The sequence below is a fragment of the Streptomyces sp. NPDC020801 genome, assembly GCF_044334385.1.
Taxonomy (GTDB): Bacteria; Actinomycetota; Actinomycetes; order Streptomycetales; family Streptomycetaceae; genus Streptomyces.
In genome coordinates this window covers 41,416-57,323 of record NZ_JBIRST010000002.1, presented here as the reverse complement: position 1 = coordinate 57,323, position 15,908 = coordinate 41,416, and the positions used below count along the sequence as shown (strand labels likewise).

Below are 15,908 nucleotides of genomic sequence, written 5' to 3'. Positions count from 1 at the left end.
CTTGCCATCGCGCGGAGGCAGGCCGCGCGATCGGACGGAGGCGCGTCGTGCGACCGGGCAGCGGTTCAGCCGCCGCCGGCCGCCGCCTCCCGTCGCCCGCCAAGAAGCCCCGGATCGCGGCCAGTTCCCGTTCGTCGTAGCCGCGCAGGAGTTCGGCCGTCCGGTCGATCAGCGGCACGAAGAAGGACCGGCCGAGTGCGACCGCCCGCTCGTCCACCTCGATCACCACCCTGCGCCGGTCACCCGCGGCGCACCCGGCGCACATGTCCGGCCAGCTCCAGCCGGTCCAGCAGCGCGGTCGTCCCCGCCGGGTTGAGGCCGAGCGCGGCACCGAGCCGCCCGGCCGTCGTCTCCTCGCCGGCCCGGCGGGCGTCCATCAGGGCGATCAGGGCGCGTACGTCGGTGGGGTGCATGCCGTTGCGCTGCGCGAACCGGGCGCTGTGCAGGCTCAGTTGCACCGTGGTCTCCCGCAGCAGGTACGCCCTGCGCGCGCCCGGCCGGGTACGTCGCCTGTTCCTCCTTGATCCGACCCAGTGCTTCGCCGGATACAAGGCGGCGTACCTGTTGCACGCGCTGCCCATGCTGCTGCGGCCCTCGCCCCGCCGCGTCCGCGCCCTGCGGCACAGGCGCTGCGGTGCCTGGACGTGCCGACCCTGCTGCTCCTGGTCGGGAACAGCAGGATCCACGACACGTCCCGGGTGGCGGCCGAGGTGGGCGGGCTGCTGCTGCGGGCCGAGACCGTCGTACTGCCGGACGTCTCCCACCACGCGCTGCCGCAGGCCGCGCCCACCGGTCTGGGCCGCCGCCTCACCGGTTTCCTGTCGGGCTGAGCGTCACCCCACCTTCTCGATCACCGCGTGCCGGATCAGGAACTTGCCGGACTCGCGGACCTGTTCGAAGGCGGCATTGTTGAGCAGGACACAGCTGCCCGAGACCGACGTGACCTTCACCGTCGTGGACTTGTTGTTGTCCAGGTTGGTGACCTTCAGCGTCGTCCCCGCCGGGAACTGGTTACTGGACGCTGCCGGGGCACCGCCCTCGCCGGAGAGCGTGACGGTGGAACCCTTGCACACCTGCTGGCCCGAGGCCGCGGCGCCGGCGTTTCCCGCGGCGCCGGTCTGCGAGGGCTGCGCGGTCTGCTGCGCGCCGCCCGCCTGCTGACCGGCCTGCTGGCCCCCTTGCTGGCCTTGCTGGCCTTGCTGGCCCTGCTGGCCGTTCTGGCCGTTCTGCTGGCCCTGCTGGCCGTTCTGCGCCGACTGGGAGCCCTGAGCCGACTCCCCAACGGTGCAGCCCGCAGCCTTCTGCTGGACCTTGATCTGGGCGATGACCGCCTCGCGGTTGGCGATCCGGGCCGCCGACTGCGCGTCCGGTTTCGCCTTCTGCCCGTCGATGAACTTCTGGTTGTTGCCGAGGGCGGTGGCGAGCCCCTGACACACCGTCGAGTTCCCGGCGGAGAGGGTCCGTGGGCTCTGCGGCTGTGCGGCGTTACCGGTGGCCGCCATGGCGAAGGCCCCGCCTCCCGCCACCGCCGCGGCACTGGCCAGCAGCGCGATCTTCTTCTTCGTGCTGAGAGTTCGCCTACGCGACATGCGCGCCTCCTGAAGAGGTAGGGGAGCGTACGCCGCTATGTACGAGATACCGAACGGGGTTACTCAGCGGTTTCGGGAGTCAGTTGAAGTAACTTGCGTCACAAGCGAGTTGAGGACGCGCTCAACTCCGTGCCACCGCGTCCCGCACCGCCTCCTCCGTGCGCGCCACCACGGCCGTGCCGTCGTCGGCCGTGATGATCGGCCGCTGGATCAGCCTCGGGTGTCCGGCCAGCGCCGTGATCCAGCGGTCACGCGCGCCGGCGTCCCGCGGCCACTCCTTCAGCCCGAGCTCCTTCGCCTCCGCCTCCTGGGTCCGCGTGATGTCCCAGGGCTCGAGCCCGAGCCGGCCCAGCACCTCGCGGATCTCGTCCTCGGTCGGTACCTCCTCCAGATAGCGGCGGACGGTGTACTCGGCACCCTCGGCGTCGAGCAGCCCGATCGCGCTGCGGCACTTCGAACAGGCCGGATTGATCCAGATCTCCATGCCGGACACGGTACGCGAAAACCCGTCTTCCGCCTGCGTCACACCAGCCCCGAAGGCCCTGGTGGCCAGGGGCTTTTGTCAGTGGCGGACAGTAGAATAGAAGCAGTGTTCGAGAGCATCGCCGGGCTCTTCCGGTGGTGCTCCCACCGCGACAGGAGGATGCCTGTGCCCGCTGCCGCACTGAAGCCGAAGCCGTTGCCGACCCAGTCCACTTCGAAGCGCGCTGCCCTGCTCGACCTGCCGTACGCGCCCGTGGAGAAGCGGCCGTTGCCGCCCGGACGTCCGCGGGAGTGGTACGTAACGCACAACCGCCGCCTGAAGGCGATGCGGCTCGCCATAGCCCTGCTCGACTCGGGCGTCCACATGCCGAACCAGGCCCGCAACGAGACGATACGGAGCACCGCGGAACTCATCGGCGTGCATCCGCCGTCCGACACCACGTGCCACATGGTGCGGGCGCTGATGCGGTACGCGCGTTGAGCCGGCGCCGGGCGTCCCGCAGGGGGCGCCCGGCCCGGGCCGGCGGCGCACCCGTTCGCCCGGCCGCCGGGTGCGTCCCGGCCGTCCCCGCCGTCCTGTGCCGCCGGCTCCTTCCTATGCCGCCAACTCCTTCTCCAGCGGCGTACGGAAACGCGGCGTCACCCTCGTCGTGCCCAGCCAGGCCCCCAGCCGCCCGGCCCGTTCCGCGATCGCCGCCTCCGTCTCCCGGTCCACGCCTGCCCGGTCCAGGATCCGCCAGACGATCTCGCCGTCGGGGCGCTGGGCCCAGGCTCCGATCACCCGGCCGTTCCACCACACCGTCGGGCCCACGTTGCCGCTGCCGTCGAACAGCGCCGGCCGCAGCTCGGGGGCGAGGTACCAGTCCCGCTGCTGCCAGCCCATCGCCGTGGGGTCCAGGCCCGGCAGCAGGGCGGCCCACGGCTCGGCCGGCTCGGTGACCGGGTCCGCGTCGCCCTCGGCCACGTAGGCCGTGCCCTCGTCCACCGTGACCTCCTGCGCCCCCACGGCGGCCAGCGCGCGCCGTACGTCCGTCACCCGCCACCCCGTCCACCACTTCAGGTCGGCCTCCGTGGCCGGGCCGCAGGCGGCCAGCCAGCGGCGCAGCAGGTCGGCCTGGGCGCCGGCGACGGCGAGTTCGGGATGCTCGGGGGCCAGGGCCCAGCGGAACTGGGTGGAGGTCCAGGAGCCGAGCGGGCGGCCCCGGACCACCTTGCCCTCCACGCCCAGCACGCGCAGCAGCCGTGACGAGACGGTGTGCACGCCCTCGTAGCTCTTGCCCGCCGCGTACGCGAACTGCTCCCGCAACCGCGGCTCGTCCTGGGCGAGTTCGGCCGCCGTCGCCTGGCCGCGCCGGGCCAGCGCGGCCAGCGTGGACTCCTCGACCCGAGTCAGCCAGGCCGCGTCCGGCGCACCCGCCTTCGCCATGTCCTTGATCAGGGCGGCCCGGGCGCGCGCGGCGACGGCGATGCCGGTCGAGGCGTGCACCACCGCGGTCAGCCCGGCGGGGAAGACGAACACCGTGTGCCGCATCCCGTGCATGCGCACGAGCGTGCGGTCCTCGTACAGCGCGCGCTCGGTCTCCGTGACCGTCTTGGCCGGGTCCGCCAGGCGCGCGCCCACGCCCAGGTACACCGTCGCCGGGTCCGTGCCGTGCAGCGCCACCAGGGAGTCGGCGACCTCCTCCGGGCCTGCCGCCCGTGCCGTGGCGGTCAGCCGGTGCCGCCGCGCCAGTCTGGCCCGCCGCTCCGCCACGCCGATGTACCGGGACCCTGTGCCCATGCCGCCCGCCCTCCACCCGTCCGCGTCCTGCTCCGCGTCCTGCGTCCGTCCTGCGTCCATGTCGTGCTCTGCAGGCATCCTCGCCGACGCCACTGACAATCGGGTCCCTGCCCCGTTCACCCGTTCGCCGGACCCGGCATGCGCGCCCCGCCCGGCCCGCCTTGACTGAGGTGGCGGGCTCCGCCCCGGCGGGGCGCGGCGGCGGGAGGCGGGAGGCGTGATGGAGGGCGCGATGCAGACGCACGGCACACGGCGACCGGTGCACACGAGAGCAGGGAGGGCGGGGAGGGCAGGGAGGGCGGGGAGGACGGCCACCCGGCCGAACCCGCCTCGGTCCACCCCGTGAGCAGTCCCGCCGAGCGGGCCCGGCGCGGGAAGACCGCCCGGGAGCGCGTCCGGCGTTCCGCGCATGCCATCTGGGTGCCCTCCGCGGAGCGGGCCGACCCCGTCGCCGTACTGGAGCAGCAGGGCCGTGACCGGCTGCCCGAGCTGCTGCCGGTGCGCTACGGCCGGATGACCGCCTCGCCGCTGGCCTTCCTTCGCGGTGCCGCCGCCGTGATGGCCGCGGACCTGGCCGCGCAGCCGCACACCGGCCTGACCGTACAGCTGTGCGGGGACGCGCATCTGCTCAACTTCGGCCTGTACGCCTCCCCGGAGCGCGCTCTCCTGTTCGACCTCAACGACTTCGACGAGACCTTCCCCGGCCCCTTCGAGTGGGACGTCAAACGCCTCGCCGCCTCCGTCGCCGTCGCCGCCCGCGAGAACGGGCACCCCGACCCCAAGGCCCACCGGGCCGCCCTGGAGGCCGTGGCCGCGTACCGCACCTCCATGCGGCGGCTGGCCGGGCTCGGCGAACTCGCCGTCTGGTACGAGCGCATCGACGCGGAGAGCCTGCTGCCGCTCATCGGCTCGGCCCGGCGCCGCCGGCGGGTGGAGTCCAGCCTGGCCCGGGCCCGGCGCCGCACCAGCCTCCAGGCCCTAGGCAAGCTGACCGAGGTGGTCGACGGGCGGCGCCGCATCGTCAACGACCCCCCGCTCCTGGAGCCGGCCGGCGCCCCGGACGGCGCCGCCCTGCGCAAGATCTTCAGCGACTACCGCTCCACCCTCGCCGAGGAGCGCCGTCTGCTCCTGGACCGCTACCGCTTCGTGGACGCCGCCCGCAAGGTCGTCGGCGTCGGCAGCGTCGGCCTGCGCTGCTTCATCGTGCTGCTCACCGGGCGCGACGCCGACGACCCGCTGTTCCTGCAGGTCAAGGAGGCCCGCACGGCCGTCCTCGAGGAACACCTGCCCAGCGGCCCGTACGTCCACCCCGGGCACCGTGTCGTCGCCGGGCAGCGGCTGCTGCAGGCGGCCGGTGACATCTTCCTCGGCTGGATGACCGGGCCGCAGGGCCGCGCCTTCTACTGGCGTCAGCTGCGCGACATGAAGGGGTCCGCGGAGGTCGCCGCGATGACCCCGAAGGAGCTGGCGTTCTACGCCCGGCTGTGCGGCACCGCCCTGGCCCGCGCCCACGCCCGCTCCGGTGACCGCATCGCCATCGCCGGCTACCTCGGCGGCGCCGACACCTTCGACCGCGCCGTGGCCGACTTCGCCCTCGCCTACGCCGACCGGACCGCCGACGACCACGCCGCCCTCGGCGCGGCGGTGGTGGCGGGCGTGATCCCGGCGGCCCCGGACGTCTGACGAACGCGGGGCCCGGAAAACGGGATGCACGCGCCGTGACCGACTTCCTACGCTGGACAAGCGTTGCGGAGGCGTCCACCACCGCTTTGCGCAGGGCAGGCGTCACCCTGCGGGCCCGGGACTACTCTGCTGCGCACCGACGGCCCCCGCCCCACCCCGGCGACCCGTCGGTCCGCTCGCGCACCCGAGACCGCTCACTCGACCCACGCCCAACGGAGGCCCGTCATGGCCACCATCGTCATACCCGGGACCGTCGTCCTGGTCGTCCTGGGATTCGGGAACCACCTCTGGTGGCTGCTCGCCGTCGCCGTGCTCTTCCTTTACGTGCAGTACGGACGGGGTACGTCCTCGACCTCCTCGTCCGCGCGGGGTGCGCCGCCGGGGCCGGCACCGGCCACGTACAGGGCCTACCGCGACCGCCGCGACCAGCAGGCCAAGTGGGAGCGCCGCTACCGCCGCGAGCGCCCCTTCGAGACCCGCCGTCAGCAGCGCGACAAGGGCAGGTGAGGCTGCCGGCGCCCCCGGTCACAGACCGGGGGCGCCCCACACCGGGAACCAGCGGCTCAGGTCCTGCTCGATCCGCAGATCGTCCCCGAGGGCCGCCTTCACCCGCAGCTCCAGCGCGTTGTCACGCCGCTGTGCGTCACCGGACAGCGGCGCGAAGGGATAGAAGGTGCCCCGCTTGTACAGGTACACCAGGGCGAGCCGGTGTCCGGCATCGTCCCGGAAGCCGGCCAGGGAGCAGAGAAGCTGGGGGCCAAAGCCGTTGACCTCCATCGCGCTGTTCACCGCGTGCAGGTCGTTGACGAGCTCCGGCAGCTGCTCCGGAGTGCGCCGGGACACCAGCCAGGAGTAGCCGTAGGTGTCCTGGGAGAGTTCCACGGGCGGGCCGGTGCGGTCGGCGTCCGCGTCCAGCAGCGCCTGGACCTCGCGGTGGGTCTGTTCGAAGGCGGCGCCCTCCACCGTGGCGAAGCACACCGCCCCCTGTCCGGTCGGCCTGAACCCCGCCGCGGCCTCCAGTGTCACCGCCGCCGACGGCAGCGCGAAGAGCTGGTCGAGGTCAGGCAGGGCCGGTTTCGTACGGCCGAGCAGGATGTCCAGCAGCCCCATCCTCAGCCCGCCTTCCCCGGTGTCGCGGCCTCACCCAGCTCGGCGGAGATCCGGCCGAGTTGGTCCAGTCGCTGCTCCAGGCTCGGGTGGGTGGAGAAGATCCGCTCGAGGCCGGGCTCGGAGCCCAGTGCCGGGGTGAAGTAGAAGGCGTTGAAGGCCTGCGCGGTCCGCAGGTCGTCCGTCGGGATCCGGGCGATGTCGCCCGACACCTTGGTGAGCGCGGAGGCCAGTGCCGAGGGCCGTCCCGTCAGCAGGGCCGCCGCCCGGTCCGCGGCCAGCTCCCGGTACCGCGACAGCGCCCTGATCAGCAGGAAGCTGATCGCGTACACGGCGGCCGAGACGCCCATCACCATGGCGAACACGGCGAGGGTGTTCTGGTCCTTGCGCCCCCGTCCACCGAAGACCTCGGAGTAGAAGGCGAACCGCACGACCAGCCCCGCGATCACGCCGAGGAAGGAGGCGATGGTGATCACGGCGACGTCCTTGTGCGCCACGTGGGACAGCTCGTGCGCGAGCACGCCCTCCAGCTCGGCCGGTTCCAGCCGGCGCAGCAGCCCGGTGGTCACGCAGACGACCGCGTTGTTCGGATTGCGGCCGGTCGCGAACGCGTTCGGCATGTCCATGTCGGAGACGGCGACCACCGGCTTGGGCATGTCCGCGATGGCGCACAGCCGGTCGACCACCGCGTGCAGCTCGGGATACTCCTCCCGCTCCACCACCCGGCCATGCATCGCGTACAGCGCGATCCGGTCGGAGAACCAGTACTGGGCGGCGAGCACGCCCGCCGCGATCACCACGACCAGCACCCAGGACTTCAGCAGCACGATCAGCGCGGCGACGAACGCCACGTACAGCAACCCGAGCAGGAACAGCGTGACCCCCATGCGCACGGTCAGCCGCCGATCGCTCCGGAAGCGGCTCTGCATCTTGCATCACCCCGCAGTCAGGCACTCGTCCCGCCATCCAGTGTGCACCTGACGCCTGCCATGGGCGGGTTCCGATCGGCCCTAGTAGAGGCAAAACGTCCCTGTGTACGCCCGGGGCCGTCCGGTGCCGTTCAGTAGCGGGCGCGGGTCTGGGCGTAGCCGATCAGGAGGATCAGCGCGGCCACGCAGCACAGCACCACGGCCGTCGACATCCACGACGAACGGCGCGGCGCGACCGGGTCCGGGTCGGCGCGGAAGGGAACCGGGCCCGGGGGGTTGTGCTTCCAGCGGGCGGCGAGCATACGGGCCCGCGCGGAGGGTTCCTTGTGCTCGGCGTCGTTCGCCCACCTGTGGTCGAACTCGCGCTCCCAGTGGTCCTGTTCGGGCATCCCCGTTCGCCTTTCTCGTCCAGCGGAGCCGGGACGGCCCCCGGGCCGACCCCCTGTGTCTATGACTCCGCACAGCGCGGAAGGTTGCGTGCCACTTTCCGCCCGAGATGCTGAGCGGTCGACGTACGACTAGCCTTTTCAGGTGAGAGCCGCACTCCGGGGCCAGGACGGGCGGCACCCACCTACGACCGCGCCGCCGGGCCTTTTCCCCTCGCGCGGCCATCCTTCTCGTGCCCCCGAAAGGGCCGCGCGAGGGGAAAGGAGGCTAGATCCATGAAAGCACCACGCGCGAGGCGCCTCCTCGCGATGTCCGCTGTCGGCGTTCTGATGGCCGGCGGCGCCGCGATCGGCGCGGCAGGTACGGCCTCGGCAGCCACCCCGGCCCAGGCCCCCACCAATTTCCGCCATGGCTGCTGGGTCGGCGGCTGGTGGGATCCCGACTGCGGTTTCGGCCACCGGAACGACTTCAACCGCTTCAACAACGGCTTCAACAACGGCTTCATCGGTACCGGTGGCGTCGTAGTGATCGTGCTCTGAACCCGGCACGGTGATCGTGCTCTGAACCCGGCACGGTGATCGTGCCCCGAACGCGGCACGGTGATCGTGCCCCGAACGCGGCACGAGTGAGGGCCGCCACCCGAAGCCGGGTGGCGGCCCTCACCACTGTCCGTCACAACCACTGTCCGTCACACGCCGGGCCTGACGGCCCGGATCTGTCACACGTCGAAGTAGAGCTCGAACTCGTGCGGGTGCGGACGCAGCTGCAGCGGGGCGATCTCGTTGCTGCGCTTGAAGTCGATCCAGGTCTCGATCAGGTCGGACGTGAACACGTCGCCCTGGAGCAGGAACTCGTGGTCGGCCTCGAGACGGTCGAGGACGGCGCCGAGCGAGGTCGGGACCTGCGCCACGTTGGCGTGCTCCTCGGGAGCCAGCTCGTACAGGTCCTTGTCGATCGGCTCGGCCGGCTCGATCTTGTTCTTGATGCCGTCCAGGCCCGCCAGCAGCAGGGCGGAGAACGCCAGGTACGGGTTGCCGGAGGAGTCCGGGGCGCGGAACTCGACGCGCTTGGCCTTCGGGTTCGAGCCGGTGATCGGGATGCGCATCGCGGCGGAGCGGTTGCGCTGCGAGTACACCAGGTTGATCGGGGCCTCGAAGCCCGGCACCAGGCGGTGGTAGGAGTTCACCGTCGGGTTGGTGAAGGCCAGCAGCGACGGTGCGTGCTTGAGGATGCCGCCGATGTAGTAGCGGGCGGTGTCCGACAGGCCCGCGTAGCCGGCCTCGTCGTAGAACAGCGGGTCGCCGTTGCTCCACAGCGACTGGTGGACGTGCATGCCCGACCCGTTGTCGCCGAAGATCGGCTTCGGCATGAAGGTCGCGGTCTTGCCGTTGCGCCAGGCCACGTTCTTCACGATGTACTTGAAGAGCTGGAGGTCGTCGGCGGCGGCGAGCAGCGTGTTGAACTTGTAGTTGATCTCGGCCTGGCCGGCGGTGCCCACCTCGTGGTGCTGGCGCTCGACCTTCAGGCCGTTCTTCTCCAGCTCCAGGGAGATCTCGGCGCGCAGGTCGGCGAAGTGGTCGACCGGCGGGACGGGGAAGTAGCCGCCCTTGTAGCGGACCTTGTAGCCGCGGTTGTCCTCCAGCGCACCGGTGTTCCAGGCGCCGGCCTCGGAGTCGATGTGGTAGAAGGACTCGTTCGCGCTGGTCGCGAAGCGGACGGAGTCGAAGACGTAGAACTCGGCCTCGGGACCGAAGTACGCGGTGTCCGCGATACCGGTGGAGGCCAGGTACGCCTCGGCCTTCTTCGCCACGTTGCGCGGGTCACGGGAGTACTGCTCGCCCGTGATCGGGTCGTGGATGAAGAAGTTGATGTTGAGGGTCTTGTCCCGGCGGAACGGGTCCACCCGCGCGGTCGACAGGTCGGCGCGCAGGGCCATGTCGGACTCGTGGATCGCCTGGAAACCACGGATCGAGGAGCCGTCGAAGGCGAGCTCCTCGTCCGGGTCGAACGCCTCAACGGGCACCGTGAAGTGCTGCATGACGCCCGGCAGGTCGCAGAAGCGGACGTCGACGAACTTGACGTCCTCGTCCGCGATGAACTTCTTGGCCTCGTCGGCGTTCTGGAACATCCAGCTCCTCCTACTCCCGACCGTCCTGCCGGGGTGGTAGATCGTTCGTGCGGCCAGTGCGGTGGCACACGCTGCACTCGACCCTAGGGACGGGTGATTTCTCGGGCGTGACCCGTTTGTTTCGCAGAAGTTAACCGGCCCGGGTGCGGTCACGGCTGTGGACACCCCGGCGACCTACGTGCATACAGCGTCGCAGTACCGTGGACGGGTGGACAACAGGCAAGCAGTGGGATCGTGGCTGTCCGGGCCGCGCTCGGCCATGGAGGACGCCGGTGCCGACCTCGGTTACCGGGGCGAACAGCTCGGGCTGCCGCAGGAGGGGCCGGGCTCGATCGCCCGCCCGGGTCGGCGGCTGGGCGCCCTCGCCCTCGACTGGGCCCTGTGCGTCCTGATCGCATACGGTCTGATCACCCATCGCTATGACCAGGGCACGAGCAACTGGGCGCTGCTGGTCTTCCTCGTCCTCGGCGTCCTCACCGTCGGCACCGTCGGCTCCACACCCGGCAAGCGCCTGTTCGGGCTGCGCGTGGTCGCCCTCGGCACCGGCCGGGTGCAGCCGCTGCGCGCCGCGCTGCGCACGGTCCTGCTGTGCCTGGCGATCCCGGCCCTGGTCTGGGACCGCGACGGGCGTGGACTGCACGACCGGCTGGCCGGCACGGTCGAGGTGCGCATCTAGCGTTCCGCCCGGGTATCCGGCGTTCGTACGACGACGGGGCGCCGGTACGACGATGGGGCGCCCGGAGAGATCCGGGCGCCCCATCGTCGTACGAACGGGAAGAACGAAGAACAGCAAAGAACAGCGAAGAACAGCGAAGAACAGCGAAGAACAGCGAAGCAGGAAGAACGGGGACAGGAAGAACGGGGAGGGGGCTCAGCGGGCCTTCGGTCCGCCCCTCGGCATCCGCATGCCCTTGGGCATCGGGCCCTTCGGCAGCGGCATGTTGCTCATCAGGTCGCCCAGGGCGCGCAGCCGGTCGTTGGTGGCGGTGACCTGGGGGCCGGTCAGCACGCGCGGGAACTTCAGCATGGTGGTGCGCAGCTTCTTCAGCTCGACCTGACCCTCGCCGGTGCCGACGATCACATCGTGCACCGGGACGTCCGCCACGATGCGGGCCATCTTCTTCTTCTCGGCGGCGAGCAGCGACTTCACCCGGTTCGGGTTGCCCTCGGCAACCAGCACGATGCCGGCCTTGCCGACCGCGCGGTGCACCACGTCCTGGCTGCGGTTCATCGCGACCGCCGGAGTGGTGGTCCAGCCTCGGCCGATGTTGTCCAGCACCGCCGCCGCGGCGCCCGGCTGGCCCTCCATCTGCCCGAAGGCGGCACGCTCGGCCCGGCGTCCGAAGACGATCGCCGTCGCGAGGAAGGCGAGCAGGAGGCCCAGGGTGCCGAGGTAGCCAGGGTGACCGATCAGGAAACCGATCCCGAGGAGGACACCGAAGATGATGATGAAGACGGCCCCGAGTACAAGACCGATCTTGTTGTCGGCCTTGCGGGTCATCTTGTAGGTCAGAGCGATCTGCTTCAGTCGCCCGGGGTTGGCAGCCTCGGCTGCGGTTTCCTTCCTCGCCATGCCACGAAGTCTACGTGGCCCCGGGAGCGGCCGACGACGGCGGTCTCCGCGCGGGACCGTGGGGGTCCGTGGTGGTTCGTGGTGGTTCGTGGGGATGGGGAGCGAGGCAGGTCAGGGACGGCCGGTGGTGAACTCGTCGAGCACGCGCTGGGCCTCGACGCGGTCCTTGGCGCGGCGGCGGTCCTCCAGGACGGAGGTCCAGGCGTTGCGGCGGGCGGTGCGCTGGCCGCCGCTCATCAGCAGGGACTCGACGGCACGGAGTGCGTCGGTGAAGGACGGGATGGCTGTGGCGCGAACGGGCGCGGCCTGCATGGTGGAGGTCCCCCTCGAAACGGCATCGGGTGTACGTGGCGTGAGTCCAGCGTCACTGTTTGGTGTTACCAGGGCGTGACCGGCCGGTCAAACACCCATGAAGCCTCGATGCCGCAGGCCAAAAGGCTGACGCGGCCCTGACGGACGCCCTCATCTGCGGCGACGGTCAGGACCGCGTCGTATCGGCCATTACTGAGCAGTAGTTTCTTGTGCGCGAATTCACACGCTTGTCGGCCGCCTTGTGGGGCAAGGTGGGTGACGGTGCGTCAGACGGCCTGGGAGGCGACGTAGGCGCCGCGCTTCTCGACGGCCATCCGGTACAGCCGCCCGGCACGGTAGGAGGACCGTACCAGCGGGCCCGACATCACGCCGGAGAAGCCGATCTGCTCGGCCTCCTCCTTCAGCTCGACGAACTCCTGCGGCTTGACCCAGCGCTCGACCGGGTGGTGGCGGACGCTCGGCCGGAGGTACTGCGTGATGGTGACCAGCTCGCAGCCGGCCTCGTGCAGCTGCCTGAGTGCGTCGCCGATCTCCTCACGGGTCTCGCCCATGCCGAGGATGAGGTTGGACTTGGTCACCAGGCCGTGGTCGCGCGCGGCGGTGATGACTTTCAGGGAACGGTCGTAGCGGAAGCCGGGGCGGATGCGCTTGAAGATCCGCGGGACGGTCTCGACGTTGTGCGCGAAGACCTCTGGGCGGGCGGAGAAGACCTCTTCGAGCTGCTCGGGGACCGCGTTGAAGTCGGGGGCGAGGAGCTCGACCTTGGTGCGGCCGGCTTCGCGCCCGGCGGTCTGCTGGTGGATCTGGCGCACGGTCTCGGCGTACAGCCAGGCGCCGCCGTCCTCCAGGTCGTCGCGGGCGACGCCGGTGACGGTCGCGTAGTTCAGGTCCATGGTGACCACGGACTCGCCCACGCGGCGCGGCTCGTCGCGGTCCAGGGCCTCGGGCCTGCCGGTGTCGATCTGGCAGAAGTCGCAGCGCCGGGTGCACTGGTCGCCGCCGATGAGGAAGGTCGCCTCGCGGTCCTCCCAGCACTCGTAGATGTTCGGGCAGCCGGCTTCCTGGCAGACCGTGTGCAGGCCCTCGCTCTTCACGAGGTTCTGCATCTTCGTGTACTCCGGACCCATTTTCGCCCGGGTCTTGATCCACTCGGGCTTGCGCTCGATGGGGGTCTGGCTGTTGCGGACCTCCAGGCGCAGCATCTTGCGTCCGTCGGGTGCGACTGCGGACACGAGCGGCTCCCTGCTGATTGCTTTGAGTAGGCTTCGATTCTTCGGCGTACACCAGGGTACGCCCGTGTTTCGTCGGCCTCTTCGGTGAGGCCGACCTGAGTGCCCCGGGGCCCGTCGCCCCGGCCGGCACCGGATCAGGCGGTCGCCCGCTCGATCTCCCGCGGCTTCGGCTCCGCGTTCTCAAGTACGTCCCGCAGATGCCGCTCGACGACCGGCAGCACCTCGTCGATCGTCACGTCCCGGCCGAGCTCGCCCGCCAGTGAGGCGACGCCCGCGTCCCGGATCCCGCACGGGATGATCCGGTCGAACCACTTGTTGTCGGGGTTCACGTTCAGCGCGAAGCCGTGCATGGTGACGCCCTTGGCCACGCGGATGCCGATCGCGGCGATCTTGCGGTCCTCACGGCGCTGGCCGGCGTTGGAGGGGGCGTACTCCGGGCCGTTGAGCCGCGGGTCGAACTCCTCGTCGGTCAGCCGCGGGTCGAAGTCCAGGGACAGCCCGCCGGGCGTGGGCCGCTGCTCCACCGGGTCGCCGAGCACCCAGACCCCGCTGCGGCCCTCGACCCGGGTGGTCCCGACGCCGAAGTCCGCGCAGGTGCGGATCAGCGCCTCCTCCAGGCGTCGCACGTGGGCGACCACGTCCACCGGGCGGGGCAGCTTCTGGATCGGGTAGCCGACCAGCTGGCCGGGGCCGTGCCAGGTGATCTTGCCGCCGCGGTCCACGTCGATGACGGGGGTGCCGTCCAGCGGGCGCTCGTTGTCCGCCGTGCGCCGGCCCGCGGTGTAGACCGGCGGGTGTTCCAGGAGCAGCACGGTGTCGGGGATCTCGTCGGCGAACCGGGCGGCGTGCACCCGGCGTTGTTCGTCCCAGGCCTCCTGGTAGTCCACGGCCTCGGCACCGAATCCCATGCGGACGAACCGCAACTCACTCACGGCTAGCGCCTCCCTGGAAGGTCGTAAGGCACGAAACGTGCCCACGCCACTGTACGTCCGGCCGCCACGCGTCAGCCTCGCGGTCAATCCTCACACGATCGGATGAATGCCGGTCGAAGTCTGCGGTCGGATGCTCACTCTCCGCTACATTCGCGCCGTTCATGAGGCCATAAGGGCTGCTCACAGGCAATCCGGGCACCACGCGGCCGCGTGGATGCCCGAAAGGCAGGAGACCGCACCGCAGATGACGGAACGACCCGCGCAGCGCACTCCCAACCGACAGCTCGCCGCGCTCATCGCAGAAGCGGGGTTCTCCAACGCAGGTCTGGCCCGTCGCGTCGACCAGCTCGGTCTCGAACACGGGCTGGACCTCAGATACGACAAGACCTCCGTCACCCGCTGGCTGCGTGGGCAGCAGCCGCGGGGAACCACGCCCGCCCTGATCGCGGAGGTCTTCACCCGCCGCCTCGGCCGCCGCCTGACCGCCCAGGACCTCGGCCTCGACGCCTGCGCCCCGGTGTACGCGGGGCTGGAGTTCGCCGCCGCCCCGGAGGAGGCCGTCGACATCGTCAGCGGGCTGTGGCGCAAGGACTCCGGCAGCCACGCCGAGCTGCGCAAGATCGCCTTCACCCCGGCGGGGCTGGTGGTGCCGAGCCGGGACTGGCTGATCGGGCGGGCCGACGACCGGGTCGCCCGCGGCGAGGTGCCCACCGCCCGGGTGCCGGCCCAGGGGCGCCCGGGCCCGCCCGGACCGGTGGCGGGGCAGGCGGGGCAGCCGGTGCCCGGCGTCCCCCGCCAGCGCGGCCAGATCGAGCGCGAGGCGGGGCAGCGGGTCACCGCCGGGGACATCGCCGCGCTGCGATCGGTCGGTGAGCTGTTCCGTACCCTCGACGACATGTACGGCGGCGGGCACGCCCGCCAGGCCCTCGTGCGTTACCTGGAGCACGAGTGCGAGCCGATGCTGCGCGGCACGTACGGCGAGCAGACGGGCCGCCGACTGTTCGCGGCGGCCGCCGACCTCACCCGCCTCGCCGGCTGGACGTCGTACGACATCGCCGCGCACGGGCTCGCCCAGCGCTACTTCGTGCAGGCGCTGCGGCTGGCGCAGGCGGCGGGGGACCGGCCCTACGGCGCCTACGTCCTGGTCACGATGAGCCGGCAGGCCGTCTATCTCGGGCACGGGCGGGAGGCGGTCCAGCTCGCCCGCGTGGCCCAGCAGGGGCTCGGCACCTCCGCCTCGCCGGTCGTCCAGGCGCTGCTGCACGCCGCCGAGGCGCGTGGGCACGGGGTGCTGGGCGAGGTGCGTGCCTGCACGGCGTCCCTGGTGCGCGCCGAGCGTGCCCTGGAGGCCGCCCGGCCCGGTGACGAGGTCCCGTTCTGGGCGCGCTTCTTCGACGAGGCGCAGCTCGCCGACGAGTTCGGGCACTGCCACCGGGATCTGCAGCAGTACCGGGCCGCCGCCCAGCACGCCGAGCGCTCCCTCCAGCTGCGCGCCCCGGCGTACGCCCGCAGCCGCCTCTTCTGCCGGGTCGTCCTCGCCACCGCCCGCCTCGGCCTCGGCGACCTGGACCAGGCCTGCCGCCTGGGCGCCGAGGCGGCGGGCCAGGCAGCCGAAATGCGCTCGGTACGGGCGATCGAGTACGTCAGGGACTTCGAGCGCCGCCTGGAGCCCTACAAGGACGCCGCCCCGGTGCGGACCTACCGGGACAAGGTGGCGGCACTCGGCTGAACCCACCGACCCACCGACCCACCGCCCCACGACCGCACCGCCCC

At 71.5% G+C, this 15,908-nt stretch carries 17 protein-coding genes and 2 pseudogenes; 7 read left to right on the top strand and 12 right to left on the bottom strand.

Features of this window, described 5'->3' with window-relative positions; all coding sequences use genetic code 11:
- Positions 1–61 precede the first annotated feature (61 nt).
- Positions 62–476: pseudogene (locus ACH4UM_RS05130) on the bottom strand (MarR family winged helix-turn-helix transcriptional regulator); the annotation flags it as partial.
- A 1-nt stretch (position 477) separates the two neighbouring features.
- On the opposite strand from ACH4UM_RS05130, the pseudogene ACH4UM_RS05125 reads away from it, so the two are divergent.
- Positions 478–830, top strand: a pseudogene (locus ACH4UM_RS05125) (alpha/beta fold hydrolase); the annotation flags it as partial.
- Positions 831–833: 3 nt separating this feature from the next.
- Here ACH4UM_RS05125 and ACH4UM_RS05120 read toward each other — a convergent pair.
- Entirely contained in the window at positions 834–1,589 is a 756-nt protein-coding gene (locus ACH4UM_RS05120) for a hypothetical protein (protein ID WP_398173742.1), read from the bottom strand.
- A 121-nt stretch (positions 1,590–1,710) separates the two neighbouring features.
- On the bottom strand, positions 1,711–2,073 hold the full coding sequence (locus ACH4UM_RS05115) for an arsenate reductase family protein (protein ID WP_398173739.1): 363 nt from the start codon (positions 2,071–2,073) through the stop codon (positions 1,711–1,713).
- 165 nt (positions 2,074–2,238) lie between these two features.
- Here ACH4UM_RS05115 and ACH4UM_RS05110 point away from each other — a divergent pair, with 165 nt between their 5' ends.
- Positions 2,239–2,553: a hypothetical protein gene (locus tag ACH4UM_RS05110; protein ID WP_398173736.1), complete on the top strand. Its 315-nt coding sequence runs from the start codon at positions 2,239–2,241 to the stop codon at positions 2,551–2,553.
- A gap of 114 nt (positions 2,554–2,667) precedes the next feature.
- On the opposite strand, the gene ACH4UM_RS05105 is transcribed toward ACH4UM_RS05110, so the two are convergent.
- Positions 2,668–3,852, bottom strand: a complete 1,185-nt coding sequence (locus ACH4UM_RS05105; protein ID WP_398173733.1) for a winged helix DNA-binding domain-containing protein — start codon at positions 3,850–3,852, stop codon at positions 2,668–2,670.
- Between the two features lie 342 nt (positions 3,853–4,194).
- On the opposite strand from ACH4UM_RS05105, the gene ACH4UM_RS05100 reads away from it, so the two are divergent.
- Positions 4,195–5,535: a DUF2252 domain-containing protein gene (locus ACH4UM_RS05100; RefSeq protein ID WP_398173730.1), complete on the top strand. Its 1,341-nt coding sequence runs from the start codon at positions 4,195–4,197 to the stop codon at positions 5,533–5,535.
- 225 nt (positions 5,536–5,760) lie between these two features.
- Positions 5,761–6,042, top strand: coding sequence for a hypothetical protein (locus ACH4UM_RS05095; RefSeq protein ID WP_398173727.1), 282 nt, complete (start codon positions 5,761–5,763; stop codon positions 6,040–6,042).
- 18 nt (positions 6,043–6,060) lie between these two features.
- Here the strand turns inward: ACH4UM_RS05095 and ACH4UM_RS05090 are convergent, their stop codons facing one another.
- From ACH4UM_RS05090 to ACH4UM_RS05080, 3 genes are all read right to left on the bottom strand, one after another.
- On the bottom strand, positions 6,061–6,645 hold the full coding sequence (locus ACH4UM_RS05090) for a hypothetical protein (RefSeq protein ID WP_398173724.1): 585 nt from the start codon (positions 6,643–6,645) through the stop codon (positions 6,061–6,063).
- Positions 6,646–6,647: 2 nt separating this feature from the next.
- Positions 6,648–7,571: a zinc metalloprotease HtpX gene (htpX, locus tag ACH4UM_RS05085; RefSeq protein WP_398173721.1), complete on the bottom strand. Its 924-nt coding sequence runs from the start codon at positions 7,569–7,571 to the stop codon at positions 6,648–6,650.
- A gap of 131 nt (positions 7,572–7,702) precedes the next feature.
- On the bottom strand, positions 7,703–7,960 hold the full coding sequence (locus ACH4UM_RS05080) for a hypothetical protein (protein ID WP_398173718.1): 258 nt from the start codon (positions 7,958–7,960) through the stop codon (positions 7,703–7,705).
- A gap of 273 nt (positions 7,961–8,233) precedes the next feature.
- Between ACH4UM_RS05080 and ACH4UM_RS05075 the strand changes: the two genes are divergently transcribed.
- Positions 8,234–8,497 carry a hypothetical protein gene (locus tag ACH4UM_RS05075; RefSeq protein ID WP_398173715.1) on the top strand — a complete coding sequence of 88 codons (264 nt, stop codon included), beginning with the start codon at positions 8,234–8,236 and terminating at the stop codon, positions 8,495–8,497.
- Between the two features lie 179 nt (positions 8,498–8,676).
- Here ACH4UM_RS05075 and glnA read toward each other — a convergent pair whose 3' ends face one another.
- Entirely contained in the window at positions 8,677–10,086 is a 1,410-nt protein-coding gene (glnA, locus tag ACH4UM_RS05070; protein ID WP_398173712.1) for a type I glutamate--ammonia ligase, read from the bottom strand.
- Positions 10,087–10,294: 208 nt separating this feature from the next.
- Between glnA and ACH4UM_RS05065 the strand changes: the two genes are divergently transcribed.
- Positions 10,295–10,762 (top strand): RDD family protein, encoded by a 468-nt coding sequence (locus ACH4UM_RS05065; RefSeq protein ID WP_398173709.1) that lies wholly within the window; start codon positions 10,295–10,297, stop codon positions 10,760–10,762.
- Positions 10,763–10,957: 195 nt separating this feature from the next.
- Here ACH4UM_RS05065 and ACH4UM_RS05060 read toward each other — a convergent pair whose 3' ends face one another.
- The 4 genes from ACH4UM_RS05060 to lipB all read right to left on the bottom strand — a co-directional run bounded on the left by ACH4UM_RS05060 (position 10,958) and on the right by lipB (position 14,135).
- On the bottom strand, positions 10,958–11,659 hold the full coding sequence (locus ACH4UM_RS05060) for a DUF4191 domain-containing protein (RefSeq protein ID WP_398173707.1): 702 nt from the start codon (positions 11,657–11,659) through the stop codon (positions 10,958–10,960).
- Between the two features lie 111 nt (positions 11,660–11,770).
- Positions 11,771–11,971 carry a hypothetical protein gene (locus tag ACH4UM_RS05055; protein ID WP_398173705.1) on the bottom strand — a complete coding sequence of 67 codons (201 nt, stop codon included), beginning with the start codon at positions 11,969–11,971 and terminating at the stop codon, positions 11,771–11,773.
- Positions 11,972–12,237: 266 nt separating this feature from the next.
- Entirely contained in the window at positions 12,238–13,203 is a 966-nt protein-coding gene (gene lipA, locus ACH4UM_RS05050) for a lipoyl synthase (protein ID WP_398173703.1), read from the bottom strand.
- A 134-nt stretch (positions 13,204–13,337) separates the two neighbouring features.
- Positions 13,338–14,135: a lipoyl(octanoyl) transferase LipB gene (gene lipB / locus ACH4UM_RS05045; protein ID WP_398173701.1), complete on the bottom strand. Its 798-nt coding sequence runs from the start codon at positions 14,133–14,135 to the stop codon at positions 13,338–13,340.
- A 244-nt stretch (positions 14,136–14,379) separates the two neighbouring features.
- Here lipB and ACH4UM_RS05040 point away from each other — a divergent pair, with 244 nt between their 5' ends.
- Complete coding sequence (locus tag ACH4UM_RS05040) at positions 14,380–15,864, top strand: regulator (protein WP_398173699.1); 1,485 nt, start codon at positions 14,380–14,382, stop codon at positions 15,862–15,864.
- Positions 15,865–15,908 lie beyond the last annotated feature (44 nt).